The sequence below is a fragment of the Antrihabitans spumae genome, from assembly GCF_043944905.1.
Classification (GTDB): Bacteria; Actinomycetota; Actinomycetes; order Mycobacteriales; family Mycobacteriaceae; genus Antrihabitans; species Antrihabitans spumae.
Genome location: NZ_JBIMSN010000042.1, coordinates 132,872 through 157,663 on the forward strand (window position 1 = coordinate 132,872; position 24,792 = coordinate 157,663).

Here is a 24,792-nt window from a genome sequence, read left to right on the forward strand (position 1 = left end):
TGCGACGGCATAGAACGTACGTTCGATGGCTGGTATTCTCGGGCTCGGCGGGCCGCCGGTGGGAAACCATGGGAAGCGGCGGCCCGTCCTCTGACTCGATCCGCTACAGACCAGCCCGCGCAGCGCGAATCAGCCGCAGCTGACCGACTTCGGCGACATTCTTCATCAGTTCCGCGTTCAGCCATGCGAGCGTGTGAGCGACGGTTTTGTCGGATTCACCGGGCCACGGAAACGTGGCGGCGGCATCGAGATCGTCGTCGGACAAGCGATCGAGCAGCGCACGGTACTCGTCTTTCAACCTTCGCAGCCACACCATCGCCGACCCACCGCTGCCTGGCCACAAGATGTCGGTTCGCTCGCGCACCGTTCGCTGGTGGAGGTGGTCGAGAGCGACCGACCACCACCACCCGATGTGCCACGAGATCCAGCCGATTGTCGGCACGGGGACGGGATCGAGTTCGTTTTCGTCCCAGTCGGGTCGCCACAGTCCGTCGCTTCCGATGCGAACAGTCCAGCAAACCGCGGCGGGCTCCCACAGAAAGTCGTCGTCGGTCAGAGCCTCGAGGTGAATCTCGAACAGCGACCAGGTCAGGTCGAACTGCCAGCGGACGAGGTCGAGACGCGTCATCAGACCGGTTCGTCGTACAGGTCGCTCTCGGCGACGACGGACGGAACCTTCGGCCGGACACCCTTGATGCGGCGACGAGTCGAAAACGCCGCTCCGCGAGCGCTATTGGTCGGCGCGAACCTGCCGATGCCGGTCGGCGTGGACATGTCGTCGTAGAACGTGTCGATACCGCCGCTCATGAAGTAGGCCTCGTGCCAGAATCCCGTCCCGCCCGAATCTTTCAAGAATTTCTGCCACCACTGCTTGTGTGGATCGGAACGAGTCCATAGTTCGAGACTGTCGAGGTCACGCCAATATTGCCGAGCACCCCAATGCGGCGGGAACAACGACCAGATGATGTCTTCGTGCAGCAGCAGACCGTCGGGCTGGTCCCTGTGAGATTTGTAGAGCTTCGGACCGATCCCGAGCAGTCGCAGGATTCCTCGCGGCTTGTTGACCCGCATCCCCAGGTAGACGACGACAAGATCGGGGTAGTCGGACAGATCTGCGGTCAGTCGGTTCACCTTCACGCTGCGTCACCTCCCTCGCGCTGGACTCCAGGATATGTAGGTAAACGTAGCAACGACATGGGTAGTTCGACCCTGGATATATTGCGCGGCAGTCAGACGAGATCGGCAAGCGATCCGGTGGGTACATGAATCCAGCCCTCACGCGACGCGACGTCCCACTCGGCAGCACTCGGCAATGTTGTTGCAGCACACGCTGCTGCACGAGCGATGATTGCTGCGACAACAGCGTCGAACGCGTCGTCTGTCGCTCGGAATGTCCCACGAAAGTCTCCGAGCTCGAGTCATGGCGTCGCGGCATCGAAAGCGTCGAGCAGGCCGGCGAAACCGGCCGAGGCGCCGCCTTTGTAACCACGATTCCGTAGTCCCCAGCGTCGTAGCGCCGCGGCGGGGTAGACCTCGACGGCGACACCGTCGACGCGACCGACATCGACGCCGGCGGATCTCAGTTCCGTCAGAAGGCCCGCACAGCGGAGCGCGACGTGCGCGATCCGATCAGCCGAGACGCTGAGCGGGACGACGCCGGTGGTTTCCTGAACAACGATGTCGGTGCGCCGCTTGGTCAACGGTCGTCGATCCTCGCGGGACGCGAGAGACGTTGCGGGAGCTCGGTGTTCGTGATGAGCCGCAACGAACGCGACGAAGGCTTCGGGCCAGCCGAACGGAGCATCGATACCTATTCGGTCGGCGCCTTCCGCAGCCGCGACGATCTCTGCATCGCTGGCACCCATTCGCAGGTCGACGACCCGCACACGTCCAGGCGTCCAATCCAGTATCGCCAGAGCGCTTTTCGCCGGCTCGGCAGCAAGGTCGACACCGACGGTTCTCATAGCTGCACAGTAACTTCTCAGACCCGACCCAACTGCTTGACGACGGCGAGCACTCGGCGATGGTGGGTGTCCGACGGCGGTAGGTCGAGTTTGGTGAAGATGTTGCCGATGTGCTTTTCCACGGCACGATCGGTGACGACCAACGCGGATGCGATCGCGGAATTGGACAGGCCCTGCGCCATCAGAGTGAGTACTTCGCGCTCGCGAGGTGTGAGGCGGTCCAACTCGTCGCGCTGCCGCGACGACCCCATCAATTGACTCACCACCTCCGGGTCCAGTGCGGTGCCACCCGACGCGACCCGCGTCAAGGCGTCGACGAACTCGCTCACATCGGCGACCCTGTCTTTGAGCAGGTAGCCGACACCCGCCGCGTTGCCTGCGAGAAGCTCTGCTGCATAGCGTGTTTCGATCCACTGCGAGAAGACGAGCACGCCGACCTCGGGATGGCGACGACGTAGGGCGATCGCAGCAATCAGGCCTTCGTCGGTAAAAGTGGGCGGCATTCGCACATCCACGACGGCGACGTCCGGCCGGTGCTCGTCGACCGCCGGGCCGAGTGACTCCGCATCTGCAACCATGGCAACGACATCGTGACCGCGATCGATCAGGAGTTGGGCGAGACCGTCGCGAAGGATGACGCTGTCCTCGGCGATAACAATGCGCATGTACGTCACCGTAGTTGCAGTCACGACGTCCATCCTGTCGGAAGAGCGATCGTCACGACGGTCGGCCCACCGATCGGACTCGTCACGTCCAGGTGTCCGTCGACGGTTTCCGCGCGCGACCGCAGCCCCGTCAGCCCGGTGCCGCCGATCGGGTCGGCGCCGCCGATGCCGTTGTCGCGCACAGTGATCGTCAGCACTGTGCCCACGTCGCGGATGTCGAGCCAGATCTTGCTTGCGTTCGCATGTTTGGCGACGTTGGTCAGCAGTTCGGCGACCGAGAAGTAGGCGATCGCCTCGATGCCGGGGGAGGGCCGCGTCGCAAGGTGGACGGTGCAGTCGACGGGAACGGGACTGCGCGAGGCGAGCGTTTCGAGTGCGGCGCCGAGTCCGAGATCGAGTGCGGGAGGATGGATGCCGCGCACGACCTCGCGAAGCTCACGCAGCGCCTCCTTCGCCGTTGCGTGGGCGTCCGATACCAAAGCTGTTGCGTCCCCACCGGTTGCGAGCTTCTCTTCCGCTCGGCCCAACGCCATTGCCATGTTAACGAGCCGCGCTTGGGTGCCGTCGTGCAGATCACGCTCGACGCGTCGCAACGTGGCCGCCGAATCTTCGACGACGGTCGTGCGTGCATGTTCGAGTTGTTCGACGCGTGCATCGCCCTTCGTCTTACCGAGAAGTGCTTGCACGAGTTGCCGGTCGAGAGATGCGACGGCTCGGATGGGCCACGGTGCAATGAACACACACACGAAACCGAGGGCCGAGAAGGCGAGCATCTGCGGCCACGTCTCGAAATAGACGTCTCCGAATTGGACGATCGAATGGCGTTCGACGCCAGCGGAGTCGATGTTGACCGGATGAAACAGCCACCACGGGATAGGCGAGATCGCGACGAACGCCGACATCGCCGCAAAGGTAAGCACCAGATAGCCGAGGACGGGGCCGAGCACCGACTTGACGAGGACGAACACGACGGCCCGCCACCCGTCACGATCGGTGAGTCCGGACCGAACGAACCCAAGCAGACCCGGCCGTGACCGGAACTCCAGGGGCGCTTCGACGTCGGTCCGCAGCAATCCCATCGCGAGCCCGCGATAGATGTGACCGAAGATCCGACTACCAACGACGACAGCTGCAAGCAGTGGAATGCCGACCAGAACGACCGTCAGCAACAGACCGGCACCGAAACCGGCGTAGAGATAGGCGATTCCGACTGGGCCGAGGAACGTACCGAGTAGCACGTACGCAGCATCGCGCCAGGTCTGCGCGTCGATAGGCGCTCGCAACAACGTCTTGGGCACCCGTCCAGTCTTGCCTACGGCCGCATTCGCCTCCGCGTAGGTCGAGAATTGTGCATAGACCGTTTCTGTCATATCTCGATCCTTGCGGGCGAAGTGGCCGCTTTCGATAGTGCCGACCCGCTGACCGGTGGTGTTGCCAGCTACACCACTCCGGTTGGTTTGGACGTCTGTCCGCGAAGTGCCCAGGCTGCGATTTCGGTGCGGTTCGAATATCCCAGTTTGGCCAGGATGCTGCGAACGTGTGTTTCGACAGTGCGCTCCGACAGCACCAACTTCTTGGCGATCTCCCGGTTGGACATCGCTGCGGCGATCAGCTGCGCAACCTCAGATTCTCTGTCGGACAAAGGATTGGCGGCTTTTGCGGAATGGGCGAGCTGAGCCTTGAGAGCGTCGGTGCGCTGCAACGGTCCCGGCAGGTCCAGTCGCCTGAATTCCCGTGCTGCAAGGTCGAGAAGCCCGCGTGTTTCGTCGTAGTCTTCGGCCCGACCTCGTTGCAGGAGGGTCCGCGCAAGGCCGAGTCTGCTCAACGCAAGGTAGGGCCGCGCGCCGATGCGGGCGTCCATGTCGATTGCACGGCGGTACTCGTCCACCGCGTCGTCGAGTCGGCCACACGTGCGAGCCATGTCGCCGATAACTCGGGCCATCGATCCCGAACAGAACAGGGCCCCGCCGCCATCGCACGAGTAGTAGCAGTGCAGGTCGCGGACCTTGGCGAACACCTTCTCCGCAACCTCGGCGTCGGCGAGCAGGTCCGCCGCGATGGCGACGTGGAAGAGCATCGCCGCCCAACGTGGACCGACCTCGAGGGTGTCCGGTACCGTCCGAAACTCTTCGAAAGCGGCACGCGCGCCGTCGATGTCGCCTGCGAGTGCGAGGTTTATCGGAACGAATATGCGGACGAGCCCGATCTGTGGCGCAGCCTGCAGCATCGCCATCTGTGAGTCGAAATCGGGCACGACACCGCGAATGATGACGATTTGCGTCTGGAACGCGTGGTACAGCCCGACCAGCGAGCTATCGCCCATCGCCTCCGCGGACTTGCGCGCGGATTCCGTATGATTTTGTGCCGCAACATAATCTCCGACGAGTGCGGCTCGCGTTGCTCGGCACCTGTGTAGGTGCCACCAGGCGAGGGGAAGCTTTCGGGTCGTCGCGACCTGCTCGATCATCGCGAGTGAGCGGTCGACCAATCCGAGATCACCGAGTTGGAGGCCGGCATCGATGTTCCATACGTGACCCCACAGCGCGGCAAGGGGCTGGCGGGCTGTCCAGTCGATTTCTATTGCACGGGCACACAGTTCGCGTCTTTGCTCGACGAACTGCGGTGCGGACAGTGCAACGTGACGCGCATGCAGACCGTCGAGGACGGCGTCCGGATCACCGCTCTGTTCCGCGAGCTCGAGTGCGGTTGCCGAGAGCTCCATTGCCGCACTGGGGTTTTCGTCCTCCGAAGCGGCCAGCGACCGTTGTGCGAAGAGTCGCGAACGCAGCGTCGTCGCGTCGGCGGGAAGTGTTCGCAACGCTGCAACGCACAGTCGTTCGACCGTCTCCAGGATCGGTTTCGAGGAAACTCCGTGTACGACGAGTGCCGCTGCGCCGATCAGATCGGGTCGGTCGGCCTGTTCCGCATAGTCCGCTGCGCGGACGCATTGTTCGATGCTCTCCCCGATGCGTCCGCCGGCGAACTCGGCGATGGCAAGTTGCAGATTCAGTTCGGCGAGCAGTGCCGGCGGCGCGCCGGCTCCCGCTGCCTCGATGGCCAAGTCGAGGAATCGAATTGCTTCGGCGTAGGCAACAGTGGACATCGCCGACTCCGCGGCACGGCGAGCCCAGTGCAGACACTGCGCGGCGGAGTCCTCGCCGGACGCCCGCTGCCAGTGCGCGGCAACGGGTCCAGCGTTCGAGTCTGCTGCCGGACCTTGCGACAGCGCCTGCGCTGTCCTGCGGTGCAGCAGCATTCGCGTCGACGGGGCCAGTTCGGCGTACACCGCGTCGCGAATCAGTGCGTGCGTGAACGTGAATTGACCGTCGCCCGATTCGACGACGCCTGCCCCCGCAGCTGTGTCCAGGTCGCGCGCGACCTCGTCCTCGGACCGCGAGAGAATCGACGAGAGCAGGAGTGGGTCGATCCGTTCGCCTGTCACGCTGGCTGCATCGAGGACGTCGCGGGTCTGCCTGTCGAGGCGAGCAAGCTGCGCGACCGCCAGGCGTCGTACCTCGGGGTTTGCCGCAGGATCGACGACGATGTCGTCGGCCGACATCGAGTCGACGAGCAGCCGTACGAACAGTGGGTTCCCGTCGGTGTAGTCGCGAAGTCGAGTGGCGACGGCACCGGTCGTGCGTGGTTGCACCTGGCGCAGCCAGTGCGCGATGTCTGCGGCGGTGAGACCGCTGAGCCGGATGGATTGCGCGTCCTGCGCTCGAAGCAATTCGGGGAGAACGTCCGCGAACGGGCCCTCTGCAGGATCGCGAGACGTCGCGACGATCAGTAGGCGAGTGGTATGCACGTCGGTCGCGATGTGGCGCAACAACAGTAGCGACGTGCGATCCGCCCAATGAAGATCCTCGAGGACGACGACGAGCCCAGTGGAAGCTGCGGCATCGTGCAGGGCATCAGCGATCGCGGTGAACGTCCGAAACCGAGTCGACTCCGATGCCGGAGCGTCGCCGCTCGACGGATCGGAGGACAGCAATGGGCCAATTGTTCCGACGTCGCGAGCGAGCCGGTTCCACGGCCAGAGCGCAGGCATGCCGGCATCGTCGACCGCGTACCCACGCGCGACAGGCACTCGATACTCGGCAGCGATCTCGACGAGTGCTTTCGTCAAACGCGACTTACCGATTCCCGCGGGACCACTGAGCAGAATCATGCGGCCGGCGCCATTGGCGGCAGAAACAACCGCGGCGCGCAGTTGCGCGACCTCACGACTGCGACCGACAAATGGGGCGTCCATCTGAGAAGTATCCAACGCGTCGAGGACCGTACGTGGCGATTAAGTGGTCGAGCTACGTACTGCTACTGATTTGCCGCGTGCCTTTCGCTCACAGACTGATGGAAGTCGATCCGACACATCATTCGAGGGAGCACCAAATGTACGCACAGCTAACCTATTTCGACGGTCCGCGGACTGCCGAACAAATCGCGGCGGCGGATTTTGCAGGTCAGAACCGCATCAAGCCCGCAGTCATCCGGGTACCAGGACTTCTGGCCAACTACGTGCTTCGACAGGCCGACGGCTCGCAGGTCGTGATCACCATTGCCGAATCCGAGCAGTCCTTGCTCGACGGACAACGCGCCATCATGGCGACCGAACTGCTACCTGGTGAGGACCCTGCGTTGCTGCCGGGCGCCGACCGTATCGAGATCTATCCAGTCGTCGAACATGTCGACGCAACGACCATGGAGGCAACGCGATGAACAAGCCAGTAGCTGCGCCGGTGAGCGCACGCCGATGGGCGGTCGACGTCGAGCACAGCACCGCGACGTTCACAGTCGTCAAACTGGGTCATACGGTGACCGGCACCGTCCCGATTCGGGAAGGCAGCGTTTCCTTCGGCCAGGACGGTGGGCTGGAACTGGCGAAGGGTGTGGCAGAACTGAGCTTGATCGACACCGGGAACATGCGGCGCGATCTCGACCTCCGTAAGCCACGGTTCCTCGATCTGGACAACCATCCGGTCGCGGCGTTCGTCGCGTCGGACGCCGTAGCGACAGCGACCGGCTGGCGAGTTGCTGGACATCTGACGGTGCGGGGAAACAGCGCAATGGTGTACTTCGACGTGACTCTCGATGGTACCGGAGAAGAGGTGAGCCTTTGTGGCACAGCGGTATTCGACCGTCGCGACCTGGGTATCAAAGCGCCTCGGCTGCTGATCGGCCGGACGATCACGATGACCGTACGAGCACGACTGGTCCCGGTGGCGTGAACTGACGCCATAGGTCAGAAGAGTGAAGGCAAGCAGACCGAGAGGCAGATTCCCTTGGTCCGAGTGATCACCGATACGGATCGACCATCGATGTTGGCGACGTAGGCGCGGCTACCGTTCGGAATCATTGCGATTGCGGACGGTCCCGCGCCGACTCCGAGCGTCTCGATGACGGTGTTGTTCGTCGTGTTGATCACCGAAACCGTGTCGCTGCCCGAGTTGGTGACATAGGCGCGAGTGCCGTCCGGGCTGAATGCGATAGCCGCAGGCGCTGTGCCGACGGGTATCGACCCGACGAGGGTGTTCGCCGCCATGTCGATGAGTTGGACGGAATTGCCATCGGTATCGGCCGCATAGACCCGAGTTCCGTTCGGGCCGGTGGTAATTCCGGTCAGCCGCGCGCCCGCTTCGATCGACGTGACGACAGTGTTGGTGTTGGTATCGATCACCACCACACTCTTGGCGGTCGAGACGTAGGCGCGGGGGGTGTTCGGCGACGTCGACACCGAAATGGGGGAGTCGATGTCCGCAATATCGGTGACGATCGAATTGGACGCTACATCGATGACCGTCACGGAATTGCGGGACGAGTTGGCGACGTATGCGCGCGCGCCATCGCGTGTGATAGCAAGACCTTTCGAGGTTCCGCCTACATCGATCGCGGGGGCAGAGATGAGGTTCGTCGTCGGGTCGAAGACCTCGACGGTGTTGCCGCGACCGGTCACGTAGGCCCGCGTGCCGTTGGGCGCGATCGCGATGGCGTAACCACCGAACCCGAGCTTTCCGACCGGTACGTTGTTCGCGGTGTCGATTATCGTGATCTTACCGTTCGGGTTGGTGACATAAGCTCGGCCGCCGTTCGGGGCGAGCGTGAGACCGCCGGGGACTTCGTCGATCGGGATGGATCCAGATACCGAATCCGCCTGTGCAACAACGTTTCCACTCGACAGTGCGGCGACGGCGACGATAAGGGTCATGGTGCGGCCAAGCGAGGCGGCGCGACGCCGTAGCCCGATGAAGTTCGATCTGCCGTTCGATCTCACCATACGAATGATGTTTGCACATAAGTGCTGGTCATCGATGGGATTTCCCAGTATCCGCGGGCCTTGCGCCCGACCCGATCAGGTCCGGCGACTGCGAGCGCGGGGATCCCCGCGCTCGATCCATCGAATCCAGCTGGGACGCAAACGTTTTCTGATGCTGAACGGCAACCTTTTTGCGATCGCGTTCAGGTCACGCCGAATCGACTCTTCGTGCTTCGGACCGAATTCGAAGCCGAGTAGCCAGATCCACACGATCACGGCGATCGGCACCACTATGTACCAGTATCGGAACAGCAGATCGGCAAGTCGGAACAGTGCGGCAATGGCGAACATGATGACGAACAGAGCGAAACCGACCACGTGCGAATCCTCCCGCTGGACTGACCGGTCACGCTACCGTCCATTGCCCCTGACGTGGGGGGATATCGGTCAGCGCCGACGCAACCACCAGTCGTTGCGACGATCGACCGAAGGTTTACCCGGTGCGGTCGGTGTCGTGCGGGTCAGTTCGTCGAGCAGGTCGGCAGTCGTCGGTCGTTGTGAAGGATCCTTTGCCAGACAGGCCGCGGCAATGCCGGCAAGTCGAGCGGGGACGCCCGTGAGATCGGGCTGTCCGTTCGCCACGGCGAGCAGCACGGAATACATGTTCGCGCCCGTGAACGGAGGATGGCCGGCCGCGGCGAACACGAGAACCCCACCGAGGGAGAAGATGTCGCTCGCGGGGGTGAGGGCCGCCGCGCCGAGGGCCTGCTCGGGCGACATATAGGACGCAGACCCGATCGGGAGGCCGGGCTGCGTGAGCCGCGCCTGATCGAGCGCGCGGGCGATACCGAAATCGATGACCCGCGGACCATCTTGTGCGAGAAGCACATTGGCCGGTTTGAGATCGCGGTGGATGAGTCGAACGCGGTGGATCGCGATCAACGCTTCGGTGAGGCCGATGAGCACGATTCGGGCGGCTTCGGGACCGAGCGGTCCGTGTGTCTCGATCGCTGTCTCGAGCGTCGGGCCTACGATGTATTCACTGGCGAGCCAGGGTGTCGGTGCGTTCGGGTCCGCGTCGACGATCGCCGCGGTCCAGAAGCCGCCGACGGCTTTCGCCGCGCCCACCTCGTGGGAGAACCGCATCCGAAAGCGCGGGTCTGCGGCGAGATGTTCGTGCACGACCTTGATCGCGACGCGGCGTCCACTCGGTAGTTTGCCCAGGTAAACCCGTCCCATGCCGCCTGCACCGAGTCGGCCGAGCAACGTGAACGGTCCGATCGATGTCGGATCCCGGGGATCGAGTTGCTCCATCGTCACTCGATGGTTGTGGTCACGTAGACGAAGCCGGTCGCGCTTTCGACGGTCACCCGTGCGATGCGGTCGATGGGAAGGTCGACCAGCACGGCCCGGGCTGGGTCGCCGGCTTCGACCGTCCATGCGTCGACGACCGAGCGAGTGCCATCCGACCCGACGACGACCAGGCGGACCGGTTCGCCGGTGGGTATCCCAGCCGCACGTGCACTGATCTCGGTTCGTGTACCCCGTGGTGTCAACACGACGGTGAGAGACGCAGCGGTTTCACTGTTCTGTTCTGGATCCGCCTCTGCGGGCGGTGGCGCGGAGTTGGTGAACGTCAGACCGGGCCGGGCAGGCGACTTCGGCGCGGGTTGTGCGACGCCGTCGGTTGTCGAATCGCTGGACGAGACGGTGGTGACGACGGCCCCGACACCGATCAGCGCAGCGATCACGGTGACGCCGGCACCGATCAGCACACCCCGACGCTGAGCCCGCGGCGCAGTCGAGGGTTGCGGCGGACTTGGTGTGTCGAACGGCGGCGGGGTCGGCGTCACGCGCTTCGCGTACTCGACCGAGTATGCCGACGACCCCTCGTCGGGTCCTGTCCAGTCGACCGTGTGCTCGACCGGCTGAACCACCTGATGAGGTTGTCCGCCTGCGGCATTCGGGTTTCTGTGCGCATCGGTCACGGCGACGAATGCGGTGAGACGGGTGATGATTCCGAAGCGGATCGACGTCGCAACGATGCGCTGAGCGAGCTCGGGAGCTTCGGCGATCGGGCACGTCGCATATCGGCGTTGCAGGTCACCGAGGTGACCGCGCGCCCACTGGGTGGTGAGGGCGAGATTGGTGGTCGGGACCGCGGGGATGGTGCTTACCGATGGACGACCGTCGGGACCGATCGACGACAACATAAGCCGACCGGATTCGCCTGCCCGGCAACGTCCTGTGATGACGAGCGCGGCGCCGGGATATACATCAGGGGGTTGAGCAGGGGAGAGCGTGCGGGGATCGAACTCCATTCCCTCGGCGGTGAGGCCGATTCGAGTCAGCAGTGGCGGACCGAGCAGGCGCCGGATCCGAGGGATCAACGCGTCGAGTTGATCCTCGGATTCGGCGAGATGGAACTCGCCGCGGCCGGTCGACGCGAGTTGACGCAACAAAGCGGAGTTGACGGCGGTTCCGATGCCGATGGAGTGGATCCGCATGCCGCCGACTCCCGCAGCGAATCGCGCAGGTGTCACACGAGCCAGAATGTCGTCGTCGTCGCCGACCTGGCCGGCTGTGATGACAACGAGGATCGAATGGTGTGGTGCTGGCCGGCGATGTTCCGATGCGAGGAGTTCGACCGCAAGATCGACAGCGTGCCCCAGGTGCGCGCCGCCACCCGGACGGACCGAAGTGAGGTGCTCGACGGCAGCGAACCTGTTGCGATCGATCCCCGGAACGAGTTTCGGTTCTCGTCCACTCGCGGCGACGACTGTGTCGGCAACCGTCAGCACAGCGAATCTGTCTGCGGGAGTCAGCATGTCGACGATTCGCGCAGCTCCGCGTCGCCCCGCTGCGCCCGGCCAACCGGCCATCGCTGCCGAGCTGTCCAGTACGACAACAACATTGCGGGTCGACGCGGGTGGTAATCCGGTCGTCGGCGGCAGTACCGTCAGCGCGAAGGTGCCGTCGGGTCCGTCCACGTCGCGGACCGTCGACAGCGACATGACGGCGTCGTCGCGCTGACCGGTGCTCAGTCGCAGTACAAAATCTCGGTTGAGACGCTGGTTGGGCTCTATGTCGACTGTGATGTGCGGAAGGCTCGGATCGTCGGTGATTCGTGCCGGGATGGTACAGCCGATCTCCACGATCGGAAGCGCTTGCCGCGCAACAGTTGCCGATATCGTCAGATCGACCGTGTCGGCAGAGTTCCAGGGCAGCACGGGTGGCGAAATGCGCGAGGCATCCGGCACGAGGTCGGTGTCGGCAGCGACGCCCAGTCCGACTTGTGGACCGTCGAGTGGGACGCCGGGGTGGTATCGGGGTGCAACGACGAGCGGAAAGCAGAATGCTGCTTGACCATCGGAGTAGTCGAGCGTGAACGTAAGCGCCAGTTGGACTTCGATTCGTTCGCCGGGGGCGAGGCTACCGACTCTGATGGTGAAGATGTTGGCGCGTTCCTGCTCGACGATCGCGGCACGCCCACCCGCGGCGATTCCGGCGTCGTAGACATCGCGTGCATTACCGCGTTCGCGCAGAGTCGCATCGATGAGGCGGTCGCCGATCCGAAATCGCATCGCGGTCAAGGCGGCGTTATCGGGGAGCGGAAGGATGTAGGTAGCCTCGATGGGTATCGGCGCGACGTTGCGGAAGGTCACGCGAACGTCTGTGCGGCACATCAATCCGGTGATGTCGGCTCGAACAGCCAACGCCTCCAGCGGAAGATCGCCGCGAGGAGTTGTGATCGCGCCGAATCCCGAGCGGGTATTTGCGCGACCCGGCGAGGGTTTGTCGAAGACGGGGACGAGCGTCAACCCAGCCTCCTTGCCCGCACTTTCTCACACCACCCGATGAACGTCAGTTTTCCATAATTACGCGTGTTGGCCCAGGTGGACCTGTATAGGCAGTCCAGTTGTTGGTAGGTGGCTCTTTTGTGGTTGCCGACCCGAGGTCAGAATCGACGTATGAACATCGACGATGCAACCACCTTCGAGTCGGCCGCAGGCGATGCGGGCGTCTTCCGTTTTTCGCTGGCTCACAGCATGGTTCGCCAACGCGCATGGGTTGTCGCAGTGGTCGTCGTCGCAGTTCTGATCGTTGCGGTCGTCGTACCTGTCGTGCTGATCGCAGTTGGCGTCGGGCTGGCCCTCTGGGCGGGTATTCCGTTGCTGACTGGCATGGAATATGGCCCCTCCCGGGGCGATCACACCCACCTCGGACGGACGCTCTGACTCGGGCGGTCGACATCTACTACGGTCGGGACCGTGACCAGTGGCGAGCGTGACCTGACGCGACTTCTGAAAGACATGCGTCCACATCACAATCCGGGGCGCTACGTCTTCGTCACGGTCGTGGGTCCGATCCCGGACGACGTCCGTCCGGTTGTCACGGTGCGCGAAACCGAGGGGTGGACGCTGGTGCTACCCCAGGCCGAAGCCGACACTGTCGGCCTCGCGTATCACTATGTAGCGGGCTGGATCACGCTCAGTGTGCACTCGGCGCTGGACGCCGTCGGGCTGACGGCGGCAGTGGCGACAACGCTCGCAGCCGCGGGCATCAGTTGCAACGTGGTGGCCGGGTTCCATCACGACCATCTGTTCGTTCCCCACGGCCGGGTAGGTGAGGCGCTTGCGCTACTCGCCGGTATGAAAGACGGCGGCTGAGCAGCGACAATTTGGCATCTCGGTTCGGCCTCGGTTTGTGAAACGCGGGTGTTTAATTGGACTGCGCATACGCCCGAGCCCTGAGATAGGGGTGTTTTGCAATGAACCTCACCACGATCACAGCGGTCGAAAGACCGGCGTCTCCCGACCACATCACGACCTGGCGAGACGGGTATGCATGGCTGGCGGGCGGCACCTGGCTGTTCTCCGAACCGCAGGTCTCGACCGACACCCTCATCGACCTCGATGGGTTCGGCTGGCCGGCATTGGAAGTCTCCGATGCTGGCCTCGACATCGGCGCAACCTGCCGCATAGCAGAGCTGTTCGCATTCGACGCACCAGCGGAATGGATTGCGGCACCGCTGTTTCGCGATTGCTGCAACTCGCTGCTCGCGTCGTTCAAGATCTGGAACGCGGCAACCGTCGGCGGCAATGTCTGCATGTCGTTACCGGCCGGTGCGATGATCTCGTTGACGGCTGCGTTGGAGGGTACCTACACGGTGTGGCCACGCGACGGCGCTGCGCCGGAACAGGTTTCGGCACTGGACTTCGTGACGGGCAACAACGCGAACATCCTTCGGCCCGGTGCGCTACTTCGGTCGATTCGGCTGCCGGACTCGGCATTACGAAAACGGTTCGCGTACCGACAGCAGTCGCTGGTGCACCTTGGCCGGTCGGCCGCCCTGATCATCGGAACATGTGGAGCCGACGGTCACGACTTCCGGATCACGGTGACGGCCGCGACAACTCGACCTGTGCAACTCCACTTCGACGACGTTCCGGCGCAGGCAGAACTGCGACGTGAAATCACAGAACGGCTTTCCGCCGACGACTATTTCGACGACGTCAACGGATCTGCTCCGTACAAGCAACACCTGACCTATCACTTCGCCGAACAGCTACGTGCGGAACTCTCATGAGCGAATTCGATGTCGACGGACGCCTCTTCTCCGCCGAGCCACAGCCGGGTCAGTGTCTGCGCACCTTCCTGCGGGATCGCGAGGTGTTCGGCGTCAAAAAGGGTTGCGACGCAGGCGATTGCGGTGCTTGCACGGTGTGGTTGGACGGCAAACCCTTCCACTCGTGTCTGGTGCCGGCCTTCCGGGCAGCAGGGCGCAAGGTCACCACGATCGAAGGGCTTGGATCGGGCGACGAACTACACCCGATGCAGCAGGCTTTCCACGATGCGCAGGCCTTCCAGTGTGGATTCTGTGCGGCGGGCATGATCATGACCGCGGCATCGTTGAGCGACGAGCAGAAGGAAGATCTACCCCGTGCGCTGAAGGGAAATCTGTGCCGATGCACCGGCTATCGGTCCATCGCCGACGCGTTGCAGGGCGCTGCCGAGGCAGAGCCCGATGTTGCAGGAGAGTCGTGTGGCGCAAGTTTGGCCAATCCGTTCAGCCGCGGAATCCTCACCGGGCAAGCGCGATACACGATGGACGTCGCCATAGAAGGACTGTTGCATCTCGTCGTGCTGCGTTCGCCGCACGCACATGCCCGCATCGTCGATATCGATCGAAGCGCGGCGATGGCCATACCCGGTGTGGTGGCGGTGTATACCGCTGCCGACGTACCGAACCGGCTGTACAGCACTGCTTTGCACGAGGATCACCTCGTCGATCCCGACGACACCCTCATCCTGGACGACGTCGCTCGTTTCGTCGGGCAGCGGATCGCCGCAGTTGTCGCGGAGTCGGAAGCGGCTGCGGCCGCCGGGTGCCGGGCACTGAAAGTCACCTACGAGGTGTTGCCTGCTGTATTCGATCCCGTGACGGCGATGGAGCCCGATGCACCCGTACTTCACAACAAGGGTATGGAGGAGAAGGGCAACATCTTCGTCGACATCCACGGCGAAATAGGCAGTGTGGCAGACGGATTCGCAGCTGCCGACGCGGTGCACGAGATGACCTACTCGACGTCGCGCGTCCAGCATTCGCACCTGGAGACGCACGGCTCGATCGCGTGGCGCGGTGACGACAACCGCTGGCACGTGCGAACGAGCTCGCAGGGGCCGTTCGTCGTTCGGGCGAAGCTGTGTCATCAATTCGGCCTGCGGGCACGCGACGTCCATGTTTTCACCGAACGAGTCGGCGGCGGCTTCGGCGGCAAGCAGGAGATGATCTCCGAAGACCTCGTGCTGTTCGCGACCATGAAGCTCGGTCGTCCGGTCAAGTGGGAGTGGACTCGCGAGGAAGAGTTCATCGGAACCACGACGCGCCACCAGATGACCACGCGGGTGAAGCTCGGCGCGAAACGTGACGGCACCCTGACCGCACTCGACATCTATGTCGTGTCGAACACGGGCGCATACGCCAACCACGCGAGTGAGACACTGGCCGCGGCGCTCGGTAGCCCGCTTGCCGCCTACCGCTGCGAGAACAAGAAGGCACTCGGATATGCGGTCTACACCAACGTGATTCCGGGTGGCGGGTTCCGTGGTTACGGCGCCTCGCAGACCACCTTCGCCATCGAGTGCGCGATCGACGAGCTGGCACACCTGTTGAAGATCGATCCGTTTGCGATGCGCCGCAAGAACATGGTTCGGCCGGGCGACCACGTCGAGTCGGTCTGGCAGGACCCGAGCGACGCAAGTTTCGGCAGCTACGGCCTGGATCAATGCCTCGACTTCGCGGAAGAAGCGCTCGCTCGCGGGAACGGTGTCGCCAAGCCGGACGGTGACGACTGGGCGGAGGGAACCGGCGTCGCCCTCGCAATGCTCGAGTGCGGACCTCCGACGGAGCACAGGTCCGCGGGCGAGATGCGTCTGCTTGCCGACGGTACCTATCACCTCGCCGTCGGATCCTGCGAGATGGGCAACGGAATTGCCAACGCACACAAGCAGATCGCAGCCTCCATCGTCGGATGTCGCGCAGCTGACGTCGACATCGTCAACGCCGACACCGATCGAACGCCCTACGACACGGGCACTTTCGCCAGCACCGGCACAGTCGTGGCAGGCAAGGCCGTGCACCTCACCGCGATGGCTTTGCGCGACGACATTCTCGACTACGCGAGCCGCCACAGTGGAGTAGCGCGAGAGCAATGCACGCTCGCAGCGGACGCCGTGCTCTGTGGCGACAAGCGCATCTCGTTGGCGGAACTGCACGAGGCAGGTGCCGCGGACGGCCATCGCTTCGAAGGAACCCGCAAGGCGTACCTGTCTCCTCGCACCATCGCGTTCAATGTCCACGGTGTGCGATTGGCAGTGCACCGAATAACCGGGGAGATCCGGATCCTGCACAGCGTGCACGGTGCCGACATCGGCAGGCTGATCAATCCCATGCAGTGCAGAGGTCAGATCGACGGTGCCATCGGAATGGCGTTCGGCTGGGCACTGACCGAGAACATGGTGCACAACTCCGACGGCGCGGTGGTGAATCCGAACTTCCGCAACTATCGGATCCCGGCATTCGCCGACGTCCCGCGATCGGAGGTGTTCTTTGCCGACACCCACGATTCGATCGGTCCGCTCGGCGCAAAGTCGCAGGGCGAGTGTGCGATCAACCCTGTGGCGCCCGCGATCTCGAACGCGATCGTCAACGCGACCGGTGTACGTTTTGCACACCTGCCGTTCACACCGGACAGGCTGTATTCGCGTCTCGCAGCTCGGTCATGAGTCAGGAGACGGTCACCATCGTCACGCAGACGAGTGTGAGACCCGAAGCTGAAGAACAGTTTTCCCGGTGGCAAGTCGAAACGAGTTCCGGGATCTCGCAGTTGCCTGGATTCATCGAGCAGACCGTTCTGCCACCCAGCCCGCCGACCCAGGTCGATTGGGTGATTCTGCAGCGGTTCGACAGCGACGCTGCGGCACGGACCTGGCTCAACTCGCCCGAGCGCGCCGCGCGCATCGAGGGCGCGGCACCGATGCTCGTCGGTCGCGACGACGTCCATGTCGTGAGTGACGGTGCCGAAGGTGTCGAGTCGAAAGGGGTCCTGCCCGCGCCGATCTCGGTTGTCGTTTCCACGCGGGTCCGCCCGGGGTCCGAAACCGAATACCGCGCATGGGAGCGCCGGATCGCTGCTGCCCAGACCAAAGCTGCCGGCTTCAAGGGTTATCGGTTCGAACCGCCGATACCGCATGTGCAAGAGGACTTTCTGGCGATCCTGCGCTTCGACAGCGAAGCCAATCTGCAGAAGTGGCTCGACTCGCCGGTGCGACATCAGTTGGTCGACGAAGCCACCGCATTCACCGAAGAATTCCACACCCGGGTCGTGCGAACCGGATTCGATCACTGGTTCAGGGCCGAGACGTCTGCGGCCGGCCAGCCGCCTCCGGCGTGGAAACAGAACATGATGGTTGTGCTCATGTTGTATCCGGTGGTGTTCCTGTTCGGCCTCTGGGTACAGACCCCGCTGCTGGATCGAGAACTCGGGCTGCCATTTGCCGTCGCGTTGTTCATCGGAAACGTCGCGAGCGTGACAGCGCTGAACTGGCTCGTGCCCTGGATCAACGGACGATTCGATTGGTGGCTCCAACCGAAGTCGTCGAATCGGTTGCGTACCAATCTGATCGGTGTTGCGATCGTGCTGGCCGGGTACGCCGTGCTCGTCGTCGTGTTCTGGCAGTTCTTCTAACTGAGTCTTCAAACACTGAAAAGAGCCCGCGATGTACACGAGTCGTAGCAGACCGCTGGTCGTCTTCGCCTGTCTGGCAACATCGTTGATGTTGGTTCTGGCCTCGTGTGCGTCCAACGACGCCGCTCCCGAGGCTGGTGGCAACTTCGGTGCAGACGGATCTCCTGTCGCGTACAAGGAGCCGGTCAAGCTGTCGAGCAAGGACGGCGTACTCGAGGTCAGGCTGTCGGCGCACCAGGCCTCTGTCGCGCTCGACACGACGGCGAAGCCCGTCGACGACTTCCTGCTGTTCGGCTACGAACTCATCAGAGGTACGTCGTCGGACGGCTCGACGAAAAGTGAAGGCACCTATCCTGCACCGACTTTGCGGGTCGATCCGGGTGAACGTCTGATCGTGCACTACGACAACGATCTCGAAGGCTTGGACGTCGGCGATTACTACGACCCTGCGTTCACCGCTGCGGGTGGTGAAGTGCCGCTGTATCCGCCGATGCTGGAGTCGTCGCCGCTGAATCTGCACACGCACGGACTGCACGTGAGCCCGGATGGCAACGCCGACAACGTGCTACTCGACATCCCGGCCGGCATGGGCAACGTCTACGACTACGAGGTGCCTGACGAGATGCCGAACGGGTTGTACTGGTATCACAGCCATCGGCACACCCTGACGGCTCAGCAGACCTACTTCGGTTTGGCGGGTCTACTCGAGATCGGGCGGCCCGACGGAAATCTTCCGTTGGTCACGCAGAACGAGATTCCCATCCGAGATATGGCACTGCAGTACAACTTCGTGTTCGACCGCAAAGGTGGCTCGAACCAACTCAACAACCCCATCTGGCCGCAGTTCGTCAGCACGCTCACGCCGCCGGAGGGTTCGCAACTGGCGGACGGCACCTACCGACCGAGCTTGGCGCCGGTGAATTTCCCTGAGACGAGCGAAGGTTCGCAGTACTTCACCAATTGGTACTCCGGCCCGCTGTCGACGCGGAACCATCGCGGGCAGAATCAGTTCATCCCGGGAAACCTGCAGAGCTTCACCAGTGATTCGGTGAATGTTCCTGCCAATCCTGGGCTTCCCGATAATCAGCGCGACGTGCAGTTCACGGTCAACGGCCAGTTCCAGCCGGCGTTGAAGGTCAAGCCGGGGCAGACCGAAATCTGGGTACTCGCGAACATCAGCGACTTCGCCTATCTGCCGATCACCTTGACCGAGACCGCGACGGGCAACCATCCGAAATTCACGATCGTCGGGCAGGACGGCAATCCATTCACCACTGTGCAGCGACCAGTCGAGGGCGACGGGACACGGCTGCTGATCCCGCCGGGTTCCCGCTACGCCATCGCGGTCACGATGCCTGAAACAGGTGATCTGGTCGTCGAGATGCCACCGATGAAAAACGGCAAGGAGGTCAGCAATCCGGGTGTGCTCTACACGAACGACGGCACGGAGAACTCTCCCGCCGTGCTCGGCACCGCAACGGTCGACCCGCAGTACATCAGCTACTTCGACGGCTTCTTCACCTTCCCGACGCAGAAGCTCATCCAGGTGACCCCTGACAGCGGCGAAGGCAAGACGACGCCGTTCGAACCCGGCCAAAGGTTGGACGCGTATACGTCTTTCGTCGATACCTCGGTAGTGAATCCCGATGTGACGCGTGAGTTGGTCATCACGGGTGGCTTCAGCAACGACAAGGCGAGCAACAACGACCCGAAGTCGTTCACCTACGAGTTCGACGGCAACACCTTCCCGAACATTCCGTTGTTGCAGCCACGACTGAACTCGGTCGAGGAGTGGAAGATCACCAATCTGAACAACGACGATCACCCGATGCATATCCACGTCAACGACTTCCAGGTGACGGAGGTTGTCGACCCAGTGGAGAAGACAAGGACGGGTGCGCAGCCGTGGGGCGTCGACAACGCCAACGTTCCTGCGCCCGTCACCGACGAAAACGAAAATGCGTTGGAGCCTGCGTCGCTGACGTTGCGGACGAAGTTCACCGACTACACGGGCACCTTTGTAATCCATTGCCACCGTTTGAATCACGAGGACAACGGCCTGATGGCGACGGTCAACGTGATACCCGAGGTGTCGAGTTACGCAGTGGCAGTTCCAGGTTCGCCAGGTAGGCCAGCCGTAGTCCAGGTGTACGACGGCAACGGCGACAAGCCCCTCGCAACCAGTACACCGTTTCCGTCCTTCGAAGGAACACCGAGCGTTGCCATGGCGGATGTGAACGGGGACATGGTGCTCGACGTCGTGGTCGGTACCGGCGCGGGTGTTGCCCCGGAGGTCGTGGCGTTCGCAGGCCCCGCGTTCGATAAGGAGGTGGCGCGGTTCGCGCCGTTCGAATCGGACTTCCGTGGTGGCGTCAGCGTGGCGGGCATCGACGTCGACGGTAACGCGCTGGCCGACAACATCATTGTGGGAGCAGGACCCGGAATCGAATCTCAGGTGAAGATCTTTTCCTCCACCTTGCCTGGAGAGACAGGGAAGGCGCCGGAATTGTTCTCCAGCTTTGCGCCGTACCCGGGTTCGAAGTCGGGCGTGACGCTGGCGACCGGCATGGTCGACTCGGGGTCCGGCAGGGCGACCATCGTGACGGCACCCGGTCCCGGTGACGCTCCGATGGTCAAGACGTTCCGCTACGACCTGTATCAGCCGACCGCCAAATCTGCGTCTTCGGAGGAACATTCGGGGCATGGCGGTGCGGATGCGCCGACGACGACATCGGAATTCCTGGCGTTCGACGAAAGCTATACCGGGGGAGTGTCGTTGACGACCGGCTGGGTGGCAGGCGCCGAGGGCGGTGCCAAGAGCATCGTCACCGGCATGCTCGGCGGCGAAGGGGCAGTGCGAGTGTTTTCGGCGGGCTCTCTGCTCGATGGTGCGCCGGAGATGTATCTCCATCCACCGGACCATCATTCGGGCAAGGTGGCCTTCGCGCAGATCGCGTCGTTCGTACCTTTCGAAGGTAGCGGGGTCAGCGTCGCGACCACCAGTACGACAACGGGAGCCGACCTTCTTGTCGGTAGCGCGTCAGGTGAGGTCCGTAAATTCGGGCTGGGACGGGCGGGTCCGGAGGCGACGACGCTTGTACCGACGCTGATCGCGACTGTCCCCGGAAGCGGCGGCGCCGTCGGGTTGGCGGGTCGGTAGGAGGGCGTCACACGGTCAGGATCGCGTCCAACGCTGGTCCGAGTTCGTCGACGATGACCTGAGGAGGCAGGTCGGCCATCGGACTCGCGCAGACGACGTAGCGGGCCATGACGACGCCGACGAACATCGATGCGAGCAGGCCTGCACGGATTTCCGCTGTGCCCTGCTGCATCCCAGCTGCGGTCAGCTGCGCAGCCACCGGTCCTGCGATGACCTTTTCGAGGAAGTCGCGTAGCAGACCGTTCTGAGCGGGGTCGTCCTCGATGGATGTGACGATGGCGATGAGTGACGGCCGGTTCGCCGGGTCGTCCCAGGTTGCGAGCAACGTCGTCAGTATTCGGCGGGGGAGTCCTTCGATGGACCCCTCGACGAGTTCGGTGACGATCACAACCGGGTTGGCGCGCAAGGCGAGTGCCTCTTCGAAGAGCTTCTGCTTCGACCCGAAGAAGTAGTTGATCATCGCCGCGTCGACGCCTGCGTCCGCGGCAATCGACCGCACCGTCGTCGCTGTGAATCCTTCTGCGGCAAACCGAGCGTGCGCGGCGTCGAGGATCGCCTGCCTGGTGTCGGGTGCTCCAGTCCGGCGGCCTGGGCCGGTCTTGGAAAGTTGCTTATTCATCACTGTTGAATTGTAGCGCGCGGTGTGCGACAGTTATTTCAACATCGTTGAATAACGGCAACCGAGGAGACCTGATGGCCATCGACCTGGCGACGAAAGCCGAACCAGAACCCAGTTCCAAAGCGAAGAAGCTGCTGCTACCGGCCGTATGCATCTCGCTGGCGACCGTTGTTTCGGCGGTGACGTCACTCAATGTCGCGATCCCTGATCTGGCTCGCGACACCGGCGCGTCCCATACACAGATCGCGTGGGTCGTGGATGCCTACGCTTTGGTCTTCGCGTCGCTGCTGCTCGTCGGCGGTGCGCTGGGGGACCGGTACGGCAGGCGGCTCGCACTGTTCGCCGGACTCGCCGTCTTCGGAGTTACCTCGCTGCTGGCGATGTTCACCGACAGCATCGGGATGCTCATCGGCCTTCGCGGCCTGCTCGGTATCGGCGCCGCACTCGTGATGCCCGCGACGCTGTCGACCATTACCACCGTCTACGCGGATCGAGAACGATTGCGCGCCATAGGAATCTGGTCGGGCGTTGCGGGTGCGAGCGCTGTCCTCGGCTTGGTCGTATCAGGAACCTTGCTCGAATTCTTCTCCTGGCGTTCCGTTTTCGGGCTCAATGTTGCGCTCGCCGTGATCGCTGCAATCTTGGTTGCCCGTGCCGTGCCCGAGAACTTGGAGGGGCGTTCGCACCGGATCGATGTCGGCGGAGCGGTCCTGTTCGTGTGTAGCATCAGCGCGATCATCTTCTCGATCATCGAAGCTCCGACAGCCGGATGGGGCTCCATGCGAACAGTTTTCGGACTCGCCTTCGGTGTCGTGCTGCTCGCCGTGACGATCGTGTGGGAGCTGCGAGTAGCGCATCCGCTGCTCGATCCGCGCCTGTTCGGCAACCGACTCTTCTCGACAAGTGCGCTGTCGATCGCAATGCAGTTCGCAGCGTTCTTCGGGTTCGTTTTCTTGATCATGCAGTACCTGCAGTCGGTCGCCGGCCTCAGCCCGCTCGTCGGAGCGATCTGCATGCTGCCGATGGCTGCTGGCCTGATGGGATCGTCTCGCAACGCTTTTCGGGTCACCCGCAAGTTGGGCCACATCCGGACCTGCGTCCTCGGTCTCGTCCTGATCGTCGTTGCGATGCTGACGCTGAGCACGCTCGGCACCGACATCAACTACGTCGTCCTGTTCGTCGGGCTCCCGATCCTCGGTGCAGGTATGGGCCTTGCGATGACGCCGGCAACGAGTGCTCTGACCGAATCGTTGCCAGCAGATCAGCAGGGCGTTGCGTCGGCAATGAACGACTTGGCTCGTGAACTCGGCGGCGCGATCGGCATCGCAGTCTTCGGCAGCGTCCTCACTTCGACCATCACGAATCGTGTTGCCGAAGTTGGTGCCAACCAGGCGTTCACCGACGGGCTCGGCAATGCACTCGTAGTCGCCGCAGTGGCAGTCGGAGTCACTGCCGCAGCGGTCGCGCTATCGGGATTGCGCACGAAGCAGTAACCGAAGTTTCACATCACGCAGCGGAGTCGACTCTGTCGACTCCGCTGCGCTGCAATGTGAGTGGCATCGGGAGAGCCGGTGCGATCGAGCGGTGCTGATGCCCGGTCGGGGTGGTGATGGTGTAGCTGTGGAGTTGGCCGGGCTGCTGGGTGTCGGGTTTCGCCGACCAGCCGTCGGCTTCTTTGGCGTAGTTGCAGGCTTCGCACAGGCCGGCGGAGTTGTGCAGCGTCGTCGCACCACCTGATTCCGCCGATTCGTCGTGATCACCATGCTTGATTCGCGCGTCACACCACGGTGTGCGGCAGATCCGGTCGCGGAATCGGGTCATCCGCAGCAGCCCTTTCCGGAAGCATCGCGACTTCGATTCCATCGCGGTCAACGCCCCGGTCGTCGGATTCGCGTAGAGGCGACGTAACTCGACCATCGCATCGGAGTCGTGCAGCCATTGCTTGACCAGATCCGCGGGTATCGGTCCGTATCCGGGAACCTCTGCCGCTGAAGGCTTGTCGGTCAGCAGCGCTTCGTCGGAGATGACGATGTCGATCGTGACCGGCACTGCGGACGCTGTCGCCAGCCCGGTCACCCGTTCGACCAGGATGTCGGCCATGATCTGGGATTTGGTCCGCTCATCGCCTGCCGCGACGACGGCTGCGGCATCCTTGAGCAACGTCGCATGCACGGTGACGGCGTGCTTCATCGGCAGCAACGCCGTCAGATACGCCATGGTGTCCGGCGCCGGCCGTGAGGTGACGCACCGGTGGGCTTCGGCTTTGCGGGCTCGCCGCACCATCGACTCCGCGTCGAGTTTCGCCCCCAACGCAACTGCGGCAGCTTTGATCTGATTGTCACCTTTACCCGCGAGGGTGGCGGGATCGCTGCACAGTTCCCGATCCACTATTCCGCGGTCTTCCTTGCTCAGGCAACCTGTTTCGCGGACGAGGATGGTGGCCCGCCACTCGGTGAGGTCACCCGTCTCGAGCTGACGAAGGGTGTGTGGCATTTCCTCGACCAGCGCGCGGGCGAAGCCGAGATGTTGGCTGCCTTTGTGTGGCGAGCACTGTCGTGCCAGTCCGATTTCGGACGGGATACCCATCTCCTGCTGCGCTTTCGACAGTCCATGCGCGGCGCGCTCGGCTCGTCGTTGCCTGGCGAAGTCGTTGGTCACCTGCGCCTGCAGTGCTGCGCAGCCTGATTTCACTTTTTCCAATACCAGGATCACATCGGCCTGCTCGGCATCGCTCAGTGTGCGATCGACGTTCGCCATCTCGGCCCATAAAGCGGTTAAACGGTCCGCCTCCGTTTGCGTTTCCCCCGACTCGAACATGTGTTCTATTCTACCGATAAATTGCTGGGCTGCAAGCGAATACGTGCCTTTATCGACGGAGAAAAT

20 protein-coding genes and 1 pseudogene are annotated in these 24,792 nt (G+C 63.1%); 9 read left to right on the forward strand and 12 right to left on the reverse strand.

Translation table 11 applies throughout. The features are described 5' to 3' along the window. Nucleotides 1-103: 103 nt before the first annotated feature. The 6 genes and pseudogenes from ACHIRB_RS10575 to ACHIRB_RS10600 form a co-directional block, all read right to left on the reverse strand. The gene (locus ACHIRB_RS10575; RefSeq protein WP_395123593.1) at nucleotides 104-628 is read right to left on the reverse strand and encodes a DinB family protein; all 525 of its coding nucleotides are present in this window, start codon (nucleotides 626-628) and stop codon (nucleotides 104-106) included. Continuing rightward, nucleotides 628-1,137 carry a monooxygenase family protein gene (locus tag ACHIRB_RS10580; protein WP_395123594.1) on the reverse strand — a complete coding sequence of 170 codons (510 nt, stop codon included), beginning with the start codon at nucleotides 1,135-1,137 and terminating at the stop codon, nucleotides 628-630. Before ACHIRB_RS10580 ends, ACHIRB_RS10575 begins: the two co-directional genes overlap by 1 nt. A 92-nt stretch (nucleotides 1,138-1,229) precedes the next feature. Beyond that, nucleotides 1,230-1,964: pseudogene (locus ACHIRB_RS10585) on the reverse strand (DUF429 domain-containing protein). A 17-nt stretch (nucleotides 1,965-1,981) separates the two neighbouring features. Next, a complete protein-coding gene (locus ACHIRB_RS10590) occupies nucleotides 1,982-2,629 on the reverse strand; it encodes a LuxR C-terminal-related transcriptional regulator (RefSeq protein ID WP_395116674.1) in 648 nt (215 codons plus the stop codon). A 20-nt stretch (nucleotides 2,630-2,649) separates the two neighbouring features. Beyond that, nucleotides 2,650-3,999, reverse strand: a complete 1,350-nt coding sequence (locus ACHIRB_RS10595; protein WP_395123595.1) for a sensor histidine kinase — start codon at nucleotides 3,997-3,999, stop codon at nucleotides 2,650-2,652. 68 nt (nucleotides 4,000-4,067) lie between these two features. After that, a complete protein-coding gene (locus ACHIRB_RS10600; protein ID WP_395123596.1) occupies nucleotides 4,068-6,881 on the reverse strand; it encodes a helix-turn-helix transcriptional regulator in 2,814 nt (937 codons plus the stop codon). A 137-nt stretch (nucleotides 6,882-7,018) separates the two neighbouring features. Here ACHIRB_RS10600 and ACHIRB_RS10605 point away from each other — a divergent pair, with 137 nt between their 5' ends. Both ACHIRB_RS10605 and ACHIRB_RS10610 read left to right on the forward strand, forming a co-directional pair. Beyond that, entirely contained in the window at nucleotides 7,019-7,345 is a 327-nt protein-coding gene (locus tag ACHIRB_RS10605; protein WP_395123597.1) for a hypothetical protein, read from the forward strand. Continuing rightward, nucleotides 7,342-7,854 carry a YceI family protein gene (locus ACHIRB_RS10610; RefSeq protein WP_395123598.1) on the forward strand — a complete coding sequence of 171 codons (513 nt, stop codon included), beginning with the start codon at nucleotides 7,342-7,344 and terminating at the stop codon, nucleotides 7,852-7,854. Before ACHIRB_RS10605 ends, ACHIRB_RS10610 begins: the two co-directional genes overlap by 4 nt. 14 nt (nucleotides 7,855-7,868) lie before the next feature. Here ACHIRB_RS10610 and ACHIRB_RS10615 read toward each other — a convergent pair whose 3' ends face one another. The 4 genes from ACHIRB_RS10615 to ACHIRB_RS10630 all read right to left on the reverse strand — a co-directional run bounded on the left by ACHIRB_RS10615 (nucleotide 7,869) and on the right by ACHIRB_RS10630 (nucleotide 12,700). Continuing rightward, a complete protein-coding gene (locus tag ACHIRB_RS10615; RefSeq protein ID WP_395123599.1) occupies nucleotides 7,869-8,900 on the reverse strand; it encodes a YncE family protein in 1,032 nt (343 codons plus the stop codon). A gap of 75 nt (nucleotides 8,901-8,975) precedes the next feature. Beyond that, nucleotides 8,976-9,257 (reverse strand): hypothetical protein, encoded by a 282-nt coding sequence (locus ACHIRB_RS10620; RefSeq protein ID WP_395123600.1) that lies wholly within the window; start codon nucleotides 9,255-9,257, stop codon nucleotides 8,976-8,978. A gap of 69 nt (nucleotides 9,258-9,326) precedes the next feature. Next, the gene (locus ACHIRB_RS10625; RefSeq protein WP_395116936.1) at nucleotides 9,327-10,193 is read right to left on the reverse strand and encodes a serine/threonine-protein kinase; all 867 of its coding nucleotides are present in this window, start codon (nucleotides 10,191-10,193) and stop codon (nucleotides 9,327-9,329) included. Between the two features lie 2 nt (nucleotides 10,194-10,195). After that, the gene (locus tag ACHIRB_RS10630; protein ID WP_395123601.1) at nucleotides 10,196-12,700 is read right to left on the reverse strand and encodes a VIT domain-containing protein; all 2,505 of its coding nucleotides are present in this window, start codon (nucleotides 12,698-12,700) and stop codon (nucleotides 10,196-10,198) included. Between the two features lie 150 nt (nucleotides 12,701-12,850). On the opposite strand from ACHIRB_RS10630, the gene ACHIRB_RS10635 reads away from it, so the two are divergent. The 6 genes from ACHIRB_RS10635 to ACHIRB_RS10660 all read left to right on the forward strand — a co-directional run bounded on the left by ACHIRB_RS10635 (nucleotide 12,851) and on the right by ACHIRB_RS10660 (nucleotide 21,290). Continuing rightward, a complete protein-coding gene (locus tag ACHIRB_RS10635) occupies nucleotides 12,851-13,117 on the forward strand; it encodes a hypothetical protein (protein ID WP_395123602.1) in 267 nt (88 codons plus the stop codon). A gap of 33 nt (nucleotides 13,118-13,150) precedes the next feature. Next, nucleotides 13,151-13,549 carry an ACT domain-containing protein gene (locus tag ACHIRB_RS10640; protein ID WP_395116655.1) on the forward strand — a complete coding sequence of 133 codons (399 nt, stop codon included), beginning with the start codon at nucleotides 13,151-13,153 and terminating at the stop codon, nucleotides 13,547-13,549. Between the two features lie 101 nt (nucleotides 13,550-13,650). Further along, nucleotides 13,651-14,469 carry an FAD binding domain-containing protein gene (locus tag ACHIRB_RS10645; RefSeq protein ID WP_395123603.1) on the forward strand — a complete coding sequence of 273 codons (819 nt, stop codon included), beginning with the start codon at nucleotides 13,651-13,653 and terminating at the stop codon, nucleotides 14,467-14,469. Then, a complete protein-coding gene (locus ACHIRB_RS10650; RefSeq protein ID WP_395123604.1) occupies nucleotides 14,466-17,168 on the forward strand; it encodes a molybdopterin-dependent oxidoreductase in 2,703 nt (900 codons plus the stop codon). The genes ACHIRB_RS10645 and ACHIRB_RS10650 overlap by 4 nt, the downstream gene beginning before the upstream one ends. Next, nucleotides 17,165-18,130, forward strand: a complete 966-nt coding sequence (locus ACHIRB_RS10655; RefSeq protein ID WP_395123605.1) for an antibiotic biosynthesis monooxygenase — start codon at nucleotides 17,165-17,167, stop codon at nucleotides 18,128-18,130. Before ACHIRB_RS10650 ends, ACHIRB_RS10655 begins: the two co-directional genes overlap by 4 nt. A 31-nt stretch (nucleotides 18,131-18,161) precedes the next feature. After that, the gene (locus tag ACHIRB_RS10660; RefSeq protein WP_395123606.1) at nucleotides 18,162-21,290 is read left to right on the forward strand and encodes a multicopper oxidase family protein; all 3,129 of its coding nucleotides are present in this window, start codon (nucleotides 18,162-18,164) and stop codon (nucleotides 21,288-21,290) included. Nucleotides 21,291-21,297: 7 nt separating this feature from the next. On the opposite strand, the gene ACHIRB_RS10665 is transcribed toward ACHIRB_RS10660, so the two are convergent. Continuing rightward, nucleotides 21,298-21,909: a TetR/AcrR family transcriptional regulator gene (locus ACHIRB_RS10665; protein WP_395123607.1), complete on the reverse strand. Its 612-nt coding sequence runs from the start codon at nucleotides 21,907-21,909 to the stop codon at nucleotides 21,298-21,300. A 74-nt stretch (nucleotides 21,910-21,983) separates the two neighbouring features. Here ACHIRB_RS10665 and ACHIRB_RS10670 point away from each other — a divergent pair, with 74 nt between their 5' ends. Further along, nucleotides 21,984-23,402, forward strand: coding sequence for an MFS transporter (locus tag ACHIRB_RS10670; RefSeq protein WP_395123608.1), 1,419 nt, complete (start codon nucleotides 21,984-21,986; stop codon nucleotides 23,400-23,402). A gap of 13 nt (nucleotides 23,403-23,415) precedes the next feature. Here ACHIRB_RS10670 and ACHIRB_RS10675 read toward each other — a convergent pair whose 3' ends face one another. Beyond that, nucleotides 23,416-24,726 carry a DUF222 domain-containing protein gene (locus ACHIRB_RS10675; RefSeq protein ID WP_395123609.1) on the reverse strand — a complete coding sequence of 437 codons (1,311 nt, stop codon included), beginning with the start codon at nucleotides 24,724-24,726 and terminating at the stop codon, nucleotides 23,416-23,418. Between the last annotated feature and the right edge of the window lie 66 nt (nucleotides 24,727-24,792).